The organism is Streptomyces caatingaensis (genome assembly GCF_001187435.1).
In the GTDB taxonomy this organism is placed as follows: Bacteria; Actinomycetota; Actinomycetes; order Streptomycetales; family Streptomycetaceae; genus Streptomyces; species Streptomyces caatingaensis.
Window position 1 is genome coordinate 133164 of record NZ_LFXA01000007.1, and the last position, 15207, is coordinate 148370.

The 15207-nt window shown below is 74.7% G+C and carries 16 protein-coding genes; 7 read left to right on the forward strand and 9 right to left on the reverse strand.

All coding sequences use genetic code 11. The annotated features are described in order from the left end of the window. Nucleotides 1-103 precede the first annotated feature (103 nt). Nucleotides 104-211, reverse strand: coding sequence for a keywimysin-related RiPP (locus tag AC230_RS31940; RefSeq protein ID WP_107082118.1), 108 nt, complete (start codon nt 209-211; stop codon nt 104-106). Nucleotides 212-682: 471 nt separating this feature from the next. Between AC230_RS31940 and AC230_RS31945 the strand changes: the two genes are divergently transcribed. After that, complete coding sequence (locus AC230_RS31945; protein ID WP_157868557.1) at nt 683-1015, forward strand: HNH endonuclease; 333 nt, start codon at nt 683-685, stop codon at nt 1013-1015. Between the two features lie 179 nt (nt 1016-1194). Then, nucleotides 1195-1359 carry a hypothetical protein gene (locus tag AC230_RS32995; RefSeq protein WP_198535502.1) on the forward strand — a complete coding sequence of 55 codons (165 nt, stop codon included), beginning with the start codon at nt 1195-1197 and terminating at the stop codon, nt 1357-1359. A 202-nt stretch (nt 1360-1561) separates the two neighbouring features. Here the strand turns inward: AC230_RS32995 and AC230_RS11720 are convergent, their stop codons facing one another. Together AC230_RS11720 and AC230_RS11725 are read right to left on the reverse strand one after the other, a co-directional pair. Beyond that, a complete protein-coding gene (locus AC230_RS11720; protein WP_049716081.1) occupies nt 1562-2569 on the reverse strand; it encodes a YdcF family protein in 1008 nt (335 codons plus the stop codon). Next, nucleotides 2566-3363 carry a GNAT family N-acetyltransferase gene (locus tag AC230_RS11725; RefSeq protein ID WP_049716082.1) on the reverse strand — a complete coding sequence of 266 codons (798 nt, stop codon included), beginning with the start codon at nt 3361-3363 and terminating at the stop codon, nt 2566-2568. Before AC230_RS11725 ends, AC230_RS11720 begins: the two co-directional genes overlap by 4 nt. A 99-nt stretch (nt 3364-3462) precedes the next feature. Between AC230_RS11725 and AC230_RS11730 the strand changes: the two genes are divergently transcribed. Together AC230_RS11730 and AC230_RS11735 are read left to right on the forward strand one after the other, a co-directional pair. Further along, complete coding sequence (locus tag AC230_RS11730) at nt 3463-5832, forward strand: CHAT domain-containing protein (RefSeq protein ID WP_157868558.1); 2370 nt, start codon at nt 3463-3465, stop codon at nt 5830-5832. Nucleotides 5833-5846: 14 nt separating this feature from the next. Further along, nucleotides 5847-7004: a hypothetical protein gene (locus tag AC230_RS11735; protein WP_049716084.1), complete on the forward strand. Its 1158-nt coding sequence runs from the start codon at nt 5847-5849 to the stop codon at nt 7002-7004. A 3-nt stretch (nt 7005-7007) separates the two neighbouring features. Here the strand turns inward: AC230_RS11735 and AC230_RS11740 are convergent, their stop codons facing one another. The 3 genes from AC230_RS11740 to AC230_RS11750 all read right to left on the reverse strand — a co-directional run bounded on the left by AC230_RS11740 (nt 7008) and on the right by AC230_RS11750 (nt 10431). Then, complete coding sequence (locus tag AC230_RS11740; RefSeq protein WP_049716085.1) at nt 7008-7850, reverse strand: GNAT family N-acetyltransferase; 843 nt, start codon at nt 7848-7850, stop codon at nt 7008-7010. A gap of 36 nt (nt 7851-7886) precedes the next feature. Continuing rightward, nucleotides 7887-9341 (reverse strand): amino acid permease, encoded by a 1455-nt coding sequence (locus tag AC230_RS11745; RefSeq protein WP_049716256.1) that lies wholly within the window; start codon nt 9339-9341, stop codon nt 7887-7889. Nucleotides 9342-9477: 136 nt separating this feature from the next. Further along, nucleotides 9478-10431 (reverse strand): hypothetical protein, encoded by a 954-nt coding sequence (locus AC230_RS11750; RefSeq protein ID WP_078871168.1) that lies wholly within the window; start codon nt 10429-10431, stop codon nt 9478-9480. A gap of 729 nt (nt 10432-11160) precedes the next feature. On the opposite strand from AC230_RS11750, the gene AC230_RS33000 reads away from it, so the two are divergent. From AC230_RS33000 to AC230_RS11760, 3 genes are read left to right on the forward strand one after another with little or no spacing between them, the layout of a single operon-like run. Continuing rightward, nucleotides 11161-11328: a hypothetical protein gene (locus tag AC230_RS33000; RefSeq protein WP_198535503.1), complete on the forward strand. Its 168-nt coding sequence runs from the start codon at nt 11161-11163 to the stop codon at nt 11326-11328. Nucleotides 11329-11357: 29 nt separating this feature from the next. Continuing rightward, on the forward strand, nt 11358-11876 hold the full coding sequence (locus tag AC230_RS11755; protein ID WP_049716087.1) for an RNA polymerase sigma factor: 519 nt from the start codon (nt 11358-11360) through the stop codon (nt 11874-11876). Continuing rightward, nucleotides 11873-12577, forward strand: coding sequence for a hypothetical protein (locus AC230_RS11760; RefSeq protein WP_049716088.1), 705 nt, complete (start codon nt 11873-11875; stop codon nt 12575-12577). The genes AC230_RS11755 and AC230_RS11760 overlap by 4 nt, the downstream gene beginning before the upstream one ends. Before the next feature lie 210 nt (nt 12578-12787). Here AC230_RS11760 and AC230_RS11765 read toward each other — a convergent pair whose 3' ends face one another. From AC230_RS11765 to AC230_RS11775, 3 genes are all read right to left on the reverse strand, one after another. Beyond that, complete coding sequence (locus tag AC230_RS11765; protein WP_049716089.1) at nt 12788-13726, reverse strand: M56 family metallopeptidase; 939 nt, start codon at nt 13724-13726, stop codon at nt 12788-12790. 255 nt (nt 13727-13981) lie between these two features. Then, nucleotides 13982-14599 (reverse strand): DUF5134 domain-containing protein, encoded by a 618-nt coding sequence (locus AC230_RS11770; RefSeq protein ID WP_049716090.1) that lies wholly within the window; start codon nt 14597-14599, stop codon nt 13982-13984. Nucleotides 14600-14744: 145 nt separating this feature from the next. Then, entirely contained in the window at nt 14745-15137 is a 393-nt protein-coding gene (locus AC230_RS11775; RefSeq protein ID WP_049716257.1) for a VOC family protein, read from the reverse strand. Between the last annotated feature and the right edge of the window lie 70 nt (nt 15138-15207).

The following is a 15207-nucleotide window of genomic DNA, read 5'->3' on the forward strand; positions in this document are numbered from 1 at the left end:
GTCTGTCGGTCCGCCGGATGTGTGTTGCGCCGGGCGTGCGGTGCGCCGGGCGTGGGAGGGGGTGGCCGGGGGCGGCCGGACGCCGCCACCCGGCCGTGGTGGATCAGAGGAGCTGCTTGCCGCCGAGCACGTCCTTCGGGCCGGTGTTCTTGATGCCGGTCACCTTGCGGAAGCTGCCGGCCTTGGCGACGGTGGGACGCTCGTACGTCATGGCGTTCTCCTTCGGATTCGTCGGGGACGAGGCGATCAACAGGCGCCTGTGCGGCGGGCCTTGGGGACTTCTCGCGAAGCGCCCCGAGCGGTGGCCCGCGCACCACCCAAAGTAAGTAGGACAATCGCAACATCGCAATGAATATGCGGAAGAGGGGAGAGTGCGCCCGAGGCGCGCGCTCGGCGCGTTCCGCCCGTGCGCAAAGCGTTGCGCCCGGGGGGCGTGTGCCAAGTGCAAGGCGCGGGGATTCGTTTCCCCGGGGCCGTGGGACGCCGTCGCATCAGGCGAAACGGCGCACTCCGCGGCCAAACGTGAATGAATTCCCTTACCCCTACAAGGAATTGAACCGTCGATTCCTTCGACGGCCCGCCGGCAGGGCGAATCCGGATTACGGCGTGATCAACCGGGGAACCGCGGACGGATCGGCGAAAGCCGCCGATGCGGGCCTGCCCCCGGGGCTACGATCCGGGGATGGGCCGACTGCTCCAACGCCGTCGCATTCTCCGCCGCGACGGAAACTCCTGCTTCTACTGCGGCACGATCTTCCTCCGCGAAACGGAGATGACCCTCGACCACGTCGTTCCCATATGCCTGCGCCCAAGAGGCGCACCCGGTGGCGTCGTCCTCGCCTGCGAACCCTGCAACCAGTCGAAAGGCGCCATGTCCCCGGCCGACGTCCTCGCCCTCGCCGGGGCTCCCATACCGCCCGGCCTCGACGAGCTGGAGCCCGAGCGGGTCCACGCGCTGTTCGTCGCGAGCGTCCGGGGGCGCTTCGAGGCGGGGCTGCGGCCGCGGGCCCGGTGACGGGGCCGGGGCGACTCCCCGGAGCACGCGACGGCCCGCCCGCCGCACCCCGAGGGCGCGGGCCCGGAATCCGGATCGCTCACGAGCACTCCGCCGAGGGCGGGGCCCATGGGGCGCCCGGGACGATGACGAATCGCCGATCGGCTGCCGGCGCCGGACGTCCTCCGTACCCTGATCCCATGCCCCCACCACCCTCGGCCCAGTCGCGTCCCGAGGAGATCAACGAGGCGATCCGCGCCTTCCTCACCGACCGCGACGGCCGCCCCCTGACCCTCGCCGAGCGCCGCCAGTACGAGATCCTCCGGTCGCAGTGGCTGGACGCGGTGCGCCGGAGGCGTCATTGAACCCGAACGCCGCGTGCCGCCGCCTTCTCCCTGCCCACGAGGACGTGGGGCCCGGTCGTGCTCCTTGACGTCGGCCTGGGAGCGTACGGCGAAGAAGCCGACGAGCGCCACGACGTGGTGTCCACCGCACCGACCCGAGCGGGGTTGTCGGCCGGCGACGCCGTTCGTCGACGGCCGCCCCGCGGGCGTCGCGGCGGGAGGGTCAGCGGCCGGCCAGCCACCCCGACGCACCGGCCAGCGCGATCAGTCCGCAGATCGTGAAGTTGACCAGCTTGTGCTGGAGGAAGACGGCCACGAACTCCCGTATCGTCGCGCTCGGCCAGAAGTACGCGGCCGTCGGGGAGCCGACGACCTGGCCGTTGACGCCGGTCTTGCGGGCCATCAGGGCGGCGCGGAAGGCGTGGTAGTTGTTGGTGACGATGACGCACCGGTAGTCCGGGAGCGCGGCCGACATGATGGCCTTGCTGTAGGCGGGGTTCTCCTCGGTGGTGCGGGAGCGGTCCTCGCGCAGGAGGTGTTCGGCGGGGAAGCCGCGCTCCGTGAGGTAGTCCGCCATCGCGTGGGACTCGGGCAGCTTCTCGTCGGGGCCCTGGCCGCCGGACGTGATGAGGACGGGGGGCTTGCCGCGCGCGGCCTGCGCCTCGTAGACCTGGCGGCCGCGCTCCAGCCGGCCGGCGAGCAGCGGCGGGACGCGCTCGCCGCCGATCAGGCCCGACCCGAGGACGACCACGAAGTCCGCGTCGCGGCGCGGCCGCATCCGCCCGTAGAGGAACGCGTAGCCGATGAAGCAGAAGAAGAGGAAGGAGACGTAGGCGGCGATCACCAGCGCCGTGCCGACCGCGACACCCAGCCCCCAGGAGTGGGTGACGAACGCCGCCACCAGCAGCCCGATCAGACCGAAGATGCCGAGGCCGAGGAGGAAGGAGAGCAGGTTCTTCGGGCTGCGCCCCTCCTTGCGGATCATCTTCACGCCGTTGGCGATCAGCAGCGCGGGGAGGATGAACGCGCCGAGGAACGGCACCAGCAGCACGAGCGCCACCAGGACCTCGGCCGCCCCCGGGTGCCCGCGGTGCGCGACCGCGGTCAGCGCGAAGAGCAGGGATATACAGGCGAGTCCCAGATGGACGGCGTTGCTGAAACGCCGTCGGTCGCGCAGCACGCCGACGGCGAAGAGGACGAGGAACAGGGCTGCTGGTGCATAGGCGATCACGCCCGCATGGTACGCGGCGACCAGACGTACGGTGTGCTCGTCGTCACCGCGCGGAAGCCCAGCCGGCGCAGAACGGGCGCGCTGTCGTCCGAGGCGTCCACCTGGAGGTACGTCACGCCGCGCGCGACGGCCAGTCGCGCGCGGGCGGCGACGAGCGCGCGGTAGATCCCCCGCCGCCGCCAGGCGGCGAGCGTCGAACCGCCCCACAGGCTCGCGATGTCACCGCCCGGGTGGTACACCAGCCAGGCGGCGCACACCACTTCGCCCGCCGCCTCCGCCACCATGACGACGATGTCGTCCGGCGCGGCGGCGACGCGGGCGATCAGGTCGTCGCCGATCCAGCTCCAGTCCTCCCCCCAGACGTCGGACTGCATCGCGGCGATGCGGCGCATGTCCGCGTCCCGCGTGACGCGGCGCAGGACGACGCCGTCGGGGAGGACGGGCGGCGCCGCCACCTCGGCGGCACGTCCGACGAGGACGGTCTCCGGCTCGTCCGGCACGAACCCGGCGGCCCGCAGCCGCCGCGGCAGGTCCTCCGGCACGTCGTGCGCGTGGAGCTTCCACTCGACGGGCTCCCCGCGCGCCGCGTAGAAGTCCCGCTGCCGCACGATCAGTTCGTCCAGCGCGGTCCCGCGCAGCCCCGTGTCGCGCGGCGCCGCCACGAAACCGCGCACGTCGCCGACGACGCGCAGGACCGGGCCGTCCCGCTCGCAGCGGACGCCGGCGGGGAGGACGGGCGGGGCGCCGCGCATGTGCTCGTCGTAGGCGGCGAGCAGACGGTCGATGTCGGTCATGGGACCGATCCTAGGAGCGGGGGCAAACGGTTTTCCGGCCCCGAAGTCCGCCGGGAGTCGGTACGTTCGGAACGGGACGGATGACACGGGGGATTCGCCGTGGGCGGAGCGACACCATTGCGGCCCGAGGACCGGGCGGCGTTCGAGAGGGTGCTGGACGAGGCGCTGCGGATCGTGCCGGGGCCGTCGGCGGCGTGGGTGCGGGCGAGCGCGCTGGCCGCGCAGGACGCGATCGCCGCGCGCGCGGACGTCCAGTACCGCCGGTACCGGGCGGCCGTCGACGCCTCGGCCGAGCGGTCCGCCGAACCGCCGCCCGCCGCCGGGCGGTTGCGCCTCGCGGCGATCGAGGCGGCTCCGCTGGCCGTCGGCGGCATCGTCGCCGGCGTCCTGCGGGAGGCCAGTTGGTTCGTGTGGACGGGCCTGCTGCCGGGCGCGCTGCTGACGACGGTGCTGGGGCTGGGGCGCTTCGCGCAGACGCGGTCGCGCCGGGCGCCCGCCCCCGACGGCGATGCCGACCACGTGACGGCCGCGCGCGACGCGTGGATGGCGGCTCTGCTGAGGCAGGGGGTGCTGCCGTTCGTCGCGGAAGCGCTGGACTTGGACGGTCGGGACGGTTGGGGGTATGTGGACTCCGGGCGGCCGGTGAGGCGGCCGGTGGCGCTGCCGAGGGCGGTCGGGCCGGACGGACCCCTGGTCTCACGACCCCTCGAAGGCTCCCCGCCCCGGCAGGTCGGCCGGTCCGAGGAGCAGGAGGGGCCGGAGGAGCCGGAGTCGCCGGAGGACTCCTGCGAGGCGGAGGCGCCGGACGCCCCGGAGGAGCCCGAACCCACCCTGCCCCTGAGACCGTCCCCGCCCGAGCACCCCAAGGCCCGCCTCGCCCCGGCCGGCCCCCGGCCCGAACCCCCGGCGCAGGCGACCGCCCGGCCCATGGGACCGGTCGACGCCGGCAGGCCCGTGCCCGCGCGGACCGGGGGTTACGGATACCCGGGCTCCGCCCCCGCTCCCGCCCCCGCCCCCCACGACCCCCGCCGCCTCACCGTCGAACTCGCCGAGCAGGCGTCCCCCCACCGCGACGTCCCCCTCCACGTCCAGGTCACCCGCGACCTCACCGCCACCACCGCCCCCGGCGTCACCCTCCGCCCCTTCGCCCTCCCGCCCGCCGGCGCCCGGCTGCTGGTCACCGTGCACGCGCCCGCCCTGCTCGCCCTCGGGGACCTCCAGCAGGAGCTGCTGGTCCCGCCCGGGCGGGACTCCGACGTCCTGCGGTTCGGGCTGCGCACCACCCGCACCGGGCTGCACACGGTCACCGTGCGGGCGTTCCACGGGGGCACGTTCCTCGGCGAGGCGCGGACGCAGATCTCCGTCGAGGAGGGGACGCCGACGCGGGACGGGCCGGCGCGCGAGGCCGTGCTGCCGACGGTGGCGTTCGACCCGGGCGAGGTGACGCTCCAGGTGCTCAGGGGCGCCGACGGCGCCTACACCTTCCAGCTCCTCAGCGAACGGTGCTACGCGCCCGAGTCGTTCCGCCTGCTCGGCGGCGACTCGCGGGGCCCGACCGAGCGGATCTACGACGAGCTGCGCAAGATGGCGGCGGCGGCCGGGAAGGCCGGCCGCGAGGAGGGCGACGCGGCACGCAGACGGCTGCGCAACCTGGGCGTGCAGCTGTGGTCGGCGGCCGTGCCGGACGCCGTGCGGCGGCAGTTCTGGGCCGAGGCCGGGCGGATCGCGTCGTTCACCGTCCTCGGCGAACACGACCTGGTCCCCTGGGAGTTGCTGTACCCGCTGGACGGCGGCGACGAGGGCGACGGCTTCCTCGCCGAGTGGCTGCCGGTGGTGCGCCGCGTGTTCGGGCAGGAGCGGGTCAGGGAGCTCCGCCTGCCGCGCGCCACCTACGTCGTGCCGCCCGGCTCGCCCGTCGACGCCGCGCGCGAGGTGGAGAAGGTGCGGCGGGCGCTGGGCGGCGGGGTCGCGGACGGCGGGGTGCTGGCCGCGCGCGCGGCCGTCGGCGACCTGATCGACGAAGGGCTGTCCGGCCTGCTCCACTTCGCCTGCCACAACGCCTTCACCGGCGCCGGTTCGTCCGTGAAGATGAGCGACGGCGCCTTCGACCCGATCGACCTCGCCTACGCGACGCAGTCCGGCGCGCTGCGCGGCACGCGCCCGCTGGTGTTCTTCAACGCCTGCCGCAGCGCGGGCCGGATCGACTGGTTCGCCGGCGGTCTGGGGTGGGCGCCGCAGTTCCTGCGGGCGGGCGCGGGCGCGTTCGTCGGGACGCTGTGGCCGGTCCGTTCGGACTCGGCGCTGGAGTTCGCGGACGCCTTCTACGGCGGCCTGGTCGCCGGGCGGGCCACGCTGGGCCAGGCGTCGCTGCGGGCCCGCCGGTCCGTCCGGGACCACGAGGGCGGCGACCCGACCTGGCTGGCCTACGCGGTCTACGGCTCGCCCGCGGCCCGCGTCCTCAACTCCTAGGGAACGGAAGGCACATGGACGATCCGGTCTTCGTCATCCACGGCGTCGGCAACCGCGACGAGGAGGGCTTCGCCCGCACCGTCGCCGGGCTGCGGGCCGCCACCGGCCTCGGCCTCGTCCCCGTGTACTGGGGCGACCTCGGGGCCGACGACCGTTACGTGGACCTCGCGCTGCCGCGGCGCACCCCGCCGGACACCGGGCTGCGGGACGAGGCCGGCGCGCCGCCGGACCCGGAGACCGCGGCCGTCCTGGAGTCCGTCCTCGACGCCCCCGCTCCGCCGGACGCCGAGGAGCCGCCGCCCGCCCTCGCGGACGCGCTCCGGGCGGGGCTGGAGAACAACGACGACGGCCTCCGGGGGCCCGGCGGGCCGGACCCCGACGACGTCCTGGCCGAGCTGGCGGAACTCTGGCCCGAGGCCCGGTGGTTGAGCCGCGTGGACGACCCGGGGCTCCTGCGCGCGGCGGGCACGGCCCTCGCCGCGGCCGTCACGGAGGAGGACGACTCCTGGGACGGGCTGCGCGGCGGCGGGGACGGACGGCTGCGCGCCCTGCTCCGCCGGCGGCTGCGCGACCTGGACCGCGTCGCGGGCGCCGCCGTCGAGGCCGTGGCGGGCCGCGTCAACCGCCAACTGCGCGCCCACTACGGCCCGGGCGCCACCCGCTTCCTCGGCGACGTGCTCGTCTACCAGCGTCACCGCGCCGCGGTCCACGCCCGGATCCGGGAGCGGATCGCGGCGGTCGACCCGGAGCTGGGCGGCGGGCCGGAGCGCCCGGTGCGCGTGGTGGCGCACAGCCTCGGCGGGGTGATCGCCGTCGACATGGCCACGGCCGGGGAGCCGCTGTGGACGTCGTCCCTCCTCACCTTCGGCTCCCAGCCCGCCTACTTCCACCTGTGCGACCCGAGGGGCGGGCAGCTCTCGCCGTACGCCGGCGAGGAGTCGGTCGCCCTGCCCCGGTCGCTCGCCCGCTGGACGAACCTCTGGCAGCCGCTCGACCCGCTCGCCTTCGCGGCCTCCCGCGTCTTCCGCCTCGCCGACGGGACGCCGCCCGCCGACGTCGCGCTGCCGCACACGATCGGCGCCGGACTGTGGACGCACTCGGCCTACTGGCGGCTGCCGGAGGTCGCGGAGGCGGTGCGCGAGGCGTTCGCCGTGCCGGCCGGCCGCGGCTAGCCGCTAGCCGAGCTCCAGGCTCGCCACCGCGTACACCTCCCCCAGCCGCGTCTCCGGCGCCGTCCCCGCGTACATGCGGGTGGTCGAGAAGCCCGCCTCGTAACCGCGGTCGCGGACCAGGGCGGTGGCGGAGGCGTTGGGCTCCGGCACGTCGAGGTGGACGGCCTCCTCGGCGGAGAGGTGGGCGGTGAGGGAGTCGAGGAGGGCCTCGGCGTCCTCGCGGGTGTCCGCGCACAGGGGGCCGACGCGGTGGCCCTCCCGGGCGGGGCGCAGGACGCCGTAGCCGGTGACGCGGCCGTCGCGCAGGCGCAGCCGGGCGGTGCGGCCGGGGGCGGCGAGCCAGCGGGAGAGGAAGGCGCGGCGGTCGGCGGGGAAGGAGCGGCGGTCGTAGGCGGCGACCGCGTCGAGGTGGGAGGGGGAGAAGGGGACGACGTCGGCCGGTGCGGGGGCGCCCGAAGGGCGGCCGGACCAGCGGACGGTGGAGTGGGCCGGGACGAAGCCGGAGCGCCGGTAGGTCTCGCGCTGCGCGGGGACGGCGTCCAGGCCCACCGTGCGGCTGCCGGCGTGCGGGAAGGCGGCGCGCCAGGTGGCCAGGCCCAGGCCGCGGCCGCGGTGGCCGGGCGCGACGAGGTAGAAGCCGAGGAAGGCGTAGTCGGGGGAGTGGTTGGCGATGGAGATGGAGGAGAGGATGCGGCCGTCGTCGTCGCGGCCGACGAAGAAGCCGGCCGGGTCGGTGGGCAGGAAGCAGGCCGCGTCCCCGTGCCCGGGGTTCCAGCCCTCCGCGTCCGTCCAGGCCACGATCCGCTGCCAGTCGTCGAGCGTGGCGGGGGTGAGGGTGATGCTCATGGCGTTGTCCTTCGTGTTCCTTCGGGTGCGACGTGTCTAGATCAGGTCCATGGCGGCGACTTCGTCCGGACTGCCGTAGCTGACCGGCCCCTTGAAGCGGCGGCGGGCTGCGGCGAACCACCACACCGTGGCGATCACCAGGACGACGGTCAGGGCGATCGGCGCGTAGTTGAACGACGTGGCCGTGATGGGGGACGCCTGGGGCAGCATGAAGAGGATGTTGCTGAGGACGATCCACACCACGGCCACGCCCGCCACCGGGCGGCCGAAGCGGCCCAGGTTCCACGGGCCGGGCTCGAAGCCGTCGCCCAGCCGCAGCCGCAGGAAGATCGGCACGCCGTAGGCGAGGAAGAGGCCGACGACGTTGACGCTCACGACGGCGGTGAAGGCGACGTGCGACCACCAGCCGGGGATCACCAGCACCAGGGCGCAGGCGGCGGCCAGCCACACGGCCTTGACGGGGGTGCGGGTGCGCGGGGAGACCGAGTGCCACAGCCGGGAGCCGGGCATGGCGCCGTCGCGCGAGAAGGCGAAGATCTGCCGGGTGTTGCTGGTCATGTTGGCGAGCCCGCAGAAGAGCATCGCGCCGATGACGACGAGCAGCAGCAGCTTGGCGGTGGACAGGCCGAGCGCGTCGATGAGGATCTGCACCGGCGGCGCCTCGGCGGCGGCCTCGGCCGCGTAGTCCCGGACGGCGTAGACCAGGGCGAGCATGAGGACCAGCCCGGTGAGTGCGGAGTAGCCGATGGCCCGCACGATGCCCCGCGGCGCGTTGACGGTGGCCCGCACGGTCTCCTCGGACATGTGGAAGCTGCCGTCGAAACCGGTGAACGTCCAGCTCGTGACGAGCAGTCCGAGCATCCCGGCGTAGACGGCGTCCGAGAAGCCGGTGTTGTTGACGAAGTGCGTGACGAAGCCGGCGGACTGGTGGTCGGAGGGCACCGCGACCAGACAGGCGACGATGGTGACCAGGCCGATCAGCAGCCACCACACCGAGATCCGGTTGAGGACCGCGACCAGGCGCACCGTATAGGTGTTGGCGAGGGCCTGGACGAGGAGGATGCCCGCGGTGATGCCCACGGTCTGCTGCGCCGTGGGGTGGTAGGAGGGCCACTGGAGCGCGACGAAGGACTGGATGAAGGTGGCGGCGGCGAAGTCCGTGGCGGCCGTACCGCCGACCTGGCCGATGAAGTTGAGCCAGCCCGTGTACCACGACCAGGCGCCCCGGTGCCGCTTGGCGAGCTTGCCGGCGGAGAAGTAGAGGGCGCCGCTGGTGGGGTACGCGGAGGCTATCTCGGCCATCGACGCCCCGACGAACAGCACCATCACCGAGACGCCGATCCAGCCGAAGACGAGGACGCGGGGTCCGCCGGCGCCCATGCCGAAGCCGAAGGACGAGAAGATCCCCGAGATGATGTTGATGATGGTGAACGAGATGGCGAAGTTGTCGAACGCCCGGAAGCGGCGGGTGAGTTTGCGCGGGTAGCCCATGGCGTGCAGCGTCGCGTCGTCGTCCAGCGCGACGTGGGCGGCCTGTCTGCGGGCGTGAGCGGGTGAGGAGTGCTCCGACACGGACGGCGGCTTTCTGCTCGGACGGACAGGGACAGGGTTGCCGTGGTGCGAAAGGTCAGGGCGGGACGGGCAGTCCGCAGCGCCGGCGCGCCCGGCTGAGCTGGTCCTCGGGCGCGCCGAAGGCGCTCCACGGCATGCGGGACGCGTACGGGCCCATGGCGGTGAAGACCTTGCACGCCTCGGCGGGACAGTCGGCCAGGTACAGCGCGTGGGCCAGGTAGGCCAGGTCGAGCACGGGCGTGAAGCGGTAGCCGGGGACCTCGGAGAACCAGTGCGCGTAGACGTCCAGCGCGAGGGCGCGCCAACGGGGGCGGCGCCAGGCGCGGATGGCGAACGGGTCGGCCTTCGGGTCGTAGTCCTCGACGAGGGTGACCAGCGGCAGCAGCCGCAGCGGGGAGTGGGCCGGGGCGCGGTTGCCGAGGAACTCGGCGACGTCCCAGCGGGCGCTCGCCGAACCGCCGTGGCGGGCGAAGTAGAAGGAGAGGAACCGGTGGTGGGCCTCGCGGTTCCACGGGTCGAGGGCCAGGGCCCGGGAGAAGAGCCGCCACGGGCCGCGGGGCGCGGTCAGCATGCCGCGGGGGGCGGGGTCGTGGACCGGACGGGTGCGGGCGAGGGCGAGCCGGGCGACCCAGGGGGTGGGGTCCTCGGGGGCCATGCGGGCGGCCTGGTCGCAGGCCGCCTCGGCTATGCGTATCAGGGACGCGGTCCGCCGGTCCGCGGCGTCGGCCATGCGCAGCGCGCGGAGCATCGCGACGCGCGCCCACAACAGCGCGGCGTCCGGGCCCGGCGCCTCCGCCAGGCCGCGCTCGGCGAGGTCGGAGTCGGCCGCCATCGAGGCCAGCACCAGGGAGCGGTGGGCGCGCGTCGCGAAGTCGTCGCGCACGTCGTGGAGCACGGCGTGCGCGCTGTGGTACCGGCCGGCCTGGACGTCCACGCACGCCTGGGCCAACTCGTGGTCGTCGGCGGCCGGATGCCACACATACCGACCCTCGAACGAGCCAGCGACCATGTTCACCTGCCACCCGTCGCAATCGATGTCGCCTGGACACGGCAGCGCGCAACTCGCCCGCACCGTGCGGCGGAACGATCCGCCGCGTGGCCTGGGGAAGCTCACGGCCAGTGAAGTACACCCTACTCACGATCACCGTCCGCCGAAGGAGATCCGGACGATCCGGTCCCGCATGCTTTCGAATTCCGTGGCCGGGGCGGGTGTTCGGCGGGCGGATCGGTCGGGCGGCGGGGGCGGGCCGCCGACTGCGGGACGTCATGGGGAAGCGGGGGCGCCCGGGCAGGGCGTCCGGGGCGGGCCCACGAACCGGTGAAATGGCGGGCGCCCGGCTTGACGGTCCGGCGCACCCCCGCGACGAGGCGGCACGCGCCGGTGTCGCCCCGCCGGCGGCCCGGACGGCGGTGAAGGGCGCGCGGGACGGAGCCGCTGCATGCCCCTGACGGCGGGCCGGACGGCCGGCGAAGGCCCCTGCGGCGGTGCGCCGTTGATCGTCCGGGGGAGGGGATCGGTGGTGGGGAGGGGGGAATTCCCCGTGACCGGCGCGTAGCCGGAGGGCGCCATTCCGCAAGACTTTACGTTCGCGCGCTGCACAAAAGACCCTCCAGGATCGCCATTACCGGCGAAGAGGGGCATGCCACCGTGACGTGTTCCCTCACGGCGCGGGGGCTCCGGGGAGCGGCCGCCACGCCCGGCTACACGATCACAGCGACCGGAGGGACCACCAGTTCCGTGAACCCACACCACACGGCCGACCTGCCGACCGCGGCGGACGGCGCGCGCGTCCTCGGCGGCGACGAGGCCCTCGTCCCGCCTCGCGGCGCCGCGACGGCCGGTGTCCGCACCGGCACCAGCGAACTGCGTCGCGGCCCGCGCCGGCGGCGGGGAGGCGAAAGGTGACGCCACCCTCCCGAGCGAGCACGTTTCCCATGACCGGACTGCCCGCCGACTACCGGGCGTTCCACCAGCTCTACCGCGCCGCCTACGTGCACTGGGCCGAGCTCTACCTCGGCAACCGGCACGACGCCGAGGAGGCCGTCGACCAGGCCTTCGAGGACCTCTACTTCACCTGGAGCGAGGTCCTGGGCACCGAGAACCCCAACGCCTACGCCTGGGCCGTGGTCAGACACCGGACGATCGACTGCGCACGGGCCCGCGGCCGGCGCCCCGCCGTCATCGACACCGCGGCCTTCGAGACCGTCGCCCTGCGGCAGGCGGCCGACCCCATCGGGGAGCTGGAGCTCAGCATGTCGATCTACGAGGCGATCTGCGCCCTGCCCGCCCGCCAGCACGACGTCATCGTCCTGCACCACTGCCTGGGCTACAGCGTCCGCGAGACCGCCGACATCATGGGCATCACCGAGGGCGGGGTGCGCTCCACCGCCCGGCACGCCCGACACCGCCTGCACGACGCGCTCGGACTGGAGAGAGAAGAGGAGCACCGGTGACCGGAACACTCGACCACGTGCTGGCCAAGGCCCGTCTGGACCGGCGCCCCTACCCGGTCGTGGAGGTGGACCGGGCCGAGGCCAGGCTGGCCGTGCGGCTGACCGAGCGCATGTGGCACGGAGCCCTCAACTTCGACGACCAGATGGAACCGGCGCGCACCGCCGCCGTCCGCGCGGCCCAGCGCAACTACCTGCCGCACCGGGCCTTCTACCGGCATCTGCGCAGCCTCTGCAAGACCGTCGTCGCGCACGACCTGCACAAGCTCGGCACCCTGCTCGCCGACCGGCTGCTGGAGCCGGAGGGCGCGCTCGTCCTCGGGTGCGTGCTCCAGCTCGCCGACCGCGAGGACAGCGCCCGCTTCTGGTGGCAGTTCGGCGCGGGGGCGGACGACACGGGGGCGGCGTGCTGCCTGTACCTGCACCACATGGCGCTGGGGGAGCGGAAGGAGGCCGAACTCTGGCGGCGGCAGGCCGGGTTGGAGTCCCTCATGCCGGAGACGCCCGAGGAGATCGACCGGAACGACCTCAACATGGCGTTGCAGATGCTGGACGGGTTGCGGGACGGGGAGTCCTTCTCGCCGGCCGCGACGGCGGTCATCGCGTACGTCCCCGGGGCGCTCGGCTTCGTCGAGGAGGTCGACCTGCCGCTCCCCCAGCCCGACTTCCCGGCGCGGATCGAGGAGCTGACGGGGGCGAGGTGAGGAGGAGCGGGGGTTCCTGGGTGAGGGGCGGGATCCCTGAGAGAGGGGCGCGGTCCTTGGGAAAGGGTGAGAGGGCCCCTGTGGGAAAGCCCCTGTGGGAAAGGTGAGAGGGCCGAGGGCTGCCGAGGGCCTGGGCCTCGGGCCGGGGCGAGCGGCGAGGGCTTGGGCCGGGCGAGCGGCGTCCGTCCCGGCGCCCGCCCACGGGCGGCGTCAGCCCAACGCCCGCAGCCCCGGGACGAACGCCACCAGCACCGGCACCACCGGAACCAGCGCCGCGGCCGCCGTCAGCCGCAGCCGCCGGCCGGCGGTCAGCCGCGGCGCCGGCGCCAGCAACCGGTGGACGCGGCCGGGCACTTGGGACGCCCGGCCCGCGCACGGGTCGAACACCCCGCGGCTCTCGTTGAGTTCGACGAGGGCCAGCGCGGTGGTCAGCCGACCGAAGCGGCGGGAGGCCACATCGTCCGCGGCGAGCTCCACCAGGTGGTGCACCCGGTCGCGGAACGCCGCGAAGACGGGCACCTGGGGGAAGCCGTTGGCGAGCGCGGCGGAGGAGTGCAGGAGCCAGTCGTGACGGGCCCGCAGGTGCCCCTGTTCGTGCGCGAGCAGGGCGTCCAGCTGCGAGTCGTTGAGCCGCCGCAGCGCACCCGTGGTGATCACCAGCTGGGGCGTGCGGTCACCGCGCAGCAGCCACGCGTCCGGGCGCTCGGACTCCAGCAGCACCAGCCGCCCGTCGCCGGGCTCCTCGCCGGGCAGCCGGGGCGAGCGGACGAGCAGGTCGGCGCGGCGCTGCCGGCGCGCGGCGCGCGAGGCGCGGATCTCACGGGTCAGCATGACGGCCGTCCACACCGCGCCGCAGGCGAGGACGACGGCCAGCGGGGCGGCCCACGACCCGTAGGCCCCCAGCGCGTACGCCTCGACCACCTCGTGCGGCGCCGGGGCGAAGACGTTGCCCCGGACGGCCTCCCAGGCCGCGGCCGCGCTCAGCGACATGGCCAGCACACAGCACAACAGCACGGCCACGACGACGCATTGCCACACCCACAGCGCCAGCACGGGTTCGCGGTCGGGCCAGTCGGCCCGGGCCAGGACGCGCGGTGCCAGGGACGCGAGCAGCCCGCCGAGGGCCAGCAGCGCCAGCGGGACCAGCATGGGTGCCCTCCCCCTCGGAATCATCCACGGCAGCGGTTCACGACAGCGTGGGTTCTGTGGGTTCAGAGCGTAGTGGGCCCGGGGGCCGCCGTGCAGTGGCCCCCGCAGTGGCCCTCCACACGCGGGCGGTCCGCGCACGGGTCTTGTCGCCGCCGGACGGCTGTGCTCGGAGGGGCCGCGCCCGGGAGGACGCGCTCGGAGGGCCATGTCCGGAGGGCCATCCCCGGAGAGGGCCCTCAGCCCAGAGAGGGGCCCTCACATGGTCAGCAGCATCGTGAGCATCCCCGTCCCCATGGATATCCGGCCCGCGGGGGAGGGGCCCGGCCGGGCGGCCGCCGCCCCCGGACGGCCCGGCACGAGCGCGGCCGCCGACCGCACCACATACCCCGCGAAGTACACCAGCAGCACCCCGGTCAACAGCGGTATCCCCGCCCCGTGATGACGGCCCCTGTGCCCCGCGTGGCCCCCGGCCATCGCGAGCACCATGTAGACCATGGCGAACGCGCCCACGGCGTGGTGCAGATGGCCCGCCCCGCCCCCGCCCCGGCCCCGCGCCGGGGAGAAGGAGAGGCGCCCCGCCGCACGGCCGCCCACGGCGCGGAGCCCCACCGCGTACAGCCCGACCGCATACAGCGCGACCGCGTACAGCCCCGACGCGGCGAACACCCCCGCGAGGAGCGCCGCGCCCCACGGCCGCCCCGCCCACGCCGCGAAGGGCAGCGCCATCACCGCCATGCCCAGCCCCATCAGGGCGTCCCCGTACGCCGCCCGGCGCTCCCCCGCCGCGCCGGCCCGCGCCCGGTACAGCCCGTACGCCCCGGTGGCCGCGGACAACACCACGAGCAGCCACGCCACCAACGGCGGTCCCTGCACGGCACACCTCCCCCCGACGTACACCCACGCGGGGGGAGCATGCCCACCCCACCGAGGTCGCACGGGGGCGCACGGGGGCACGGCGCAGAAGAAACCGCGCGCCCGTGCGCGGTACCAACCCCCGGCGGAACGGCCCCGGTTGGCGTCAGATGCCGGGCCGGTACCGGAGCGGATGGCCCTCCGGCACCTCCACCACGGCGATGCGCACCCCGTCGGGATCGGCGATCCACATCTCCACCAGCCCCCACGGCCGGCGCTCCGGCGGCTCCAGGACCTCCACCCCGTGCCGGAGGAACTCCTCGTGCGCCGCCGCGGCGTCCGCCACCTGGAACCACAGCTCCAGCCCCGGCGCGGGCGGCGTCGCGGACCGGCCGGAGAGCTCCAGGAACCCGCCGCCCAGGAAGTAGACGGTGCCGCGCTCCGGCCCCGTCCCGAACTCCCGGTGGACCGCGAGCCCCAGCGCCCCGCCGTAGAACGCCCGCGAGCGCTCCGGATCGGTGGGCCGCAACAGCACCCTGCTGCTCAGTACGTGCACCATGCCGCCCGACTGTACGCAGCCGGGCGCCAGGAGGCCCCGGTTAGGCTCGAACCGGCCGAACACGGCCCGC